At 46.7% G+C, this 550-nt stretch carries 1 protein-coding gene; it reads left to right on the forward strand.

What is annotated here, in order from left to right; all coding sequences use genetic code 11:
* Positions 1-234 precede the first annotated feature (234 nt).
* Entirely contained in the window at positions 235-525 is a 291-nt protein-coding gene (gene ghoS, locus F1381_RS27955; protein WP_000146146.1) for a type V toxin-antitoxin system endoribonuclease antitoxin GhoS, read from the forward strand.
* Positions 526-550 lie beyond the last annotated feature (25 nt).

Genomic DNA, 550 nt, shown 5'->3' on the forward strand with positions numbered 1-550 from the left:
TGGCAGAAAATGCCTCTCTTGAAGAGATGGTCCGTTTTGGCGTAGCTGCGGGGAGTGCAGCCACACTCAACCAGGGAACACGCCTGTGCTCCCATGACGATACGCAAAAAATTTACGCGTACCTTTCCCGCTAACAAAAACATTCCCCCAGCATTGGGGGAATCACCACCAACCTGTCGGCAACGCGTTTCTCCGACTATGCTCAAAAGTCATGTGATAACAAAGGGGTGAACTATGGCCAGTGGCGATCTTGTCCGTTATGTAATAACCGTCATGTTGCATGAGGATACATTGACTGAAATTAACGAGTTGAATAATTACCTGACTCGCGACGGTTTTTTGCTCACCATGACGGATGATGATGGCAATATCCATGAGCTGGGGACTAACACTTTTGGACTTATCAGTACCCAAAGTGAAGAAGAAATTAGAGAACTGGTTTCGGGGCTTACCCACAGTGCAACCGGCAAAGATCCTGAAATCACCATCACGACCTGGGAGGAATGGAATAGCAACAGAAAATAAATGGTTTTTGGGCAATAATCAGTCT

Origin of the sequence: Paenibacillus tengchongensis, from assembly GCF_008973665.1 — a bacterium.
GTDB classification, from domain to species: domain Bacteria; phylum Bacillota; class Bacilli; order Paenibacillales; family Paenibacillaceae; genus Paenibacillus_AQ; species Paenibacillus_AQ tengchongensis.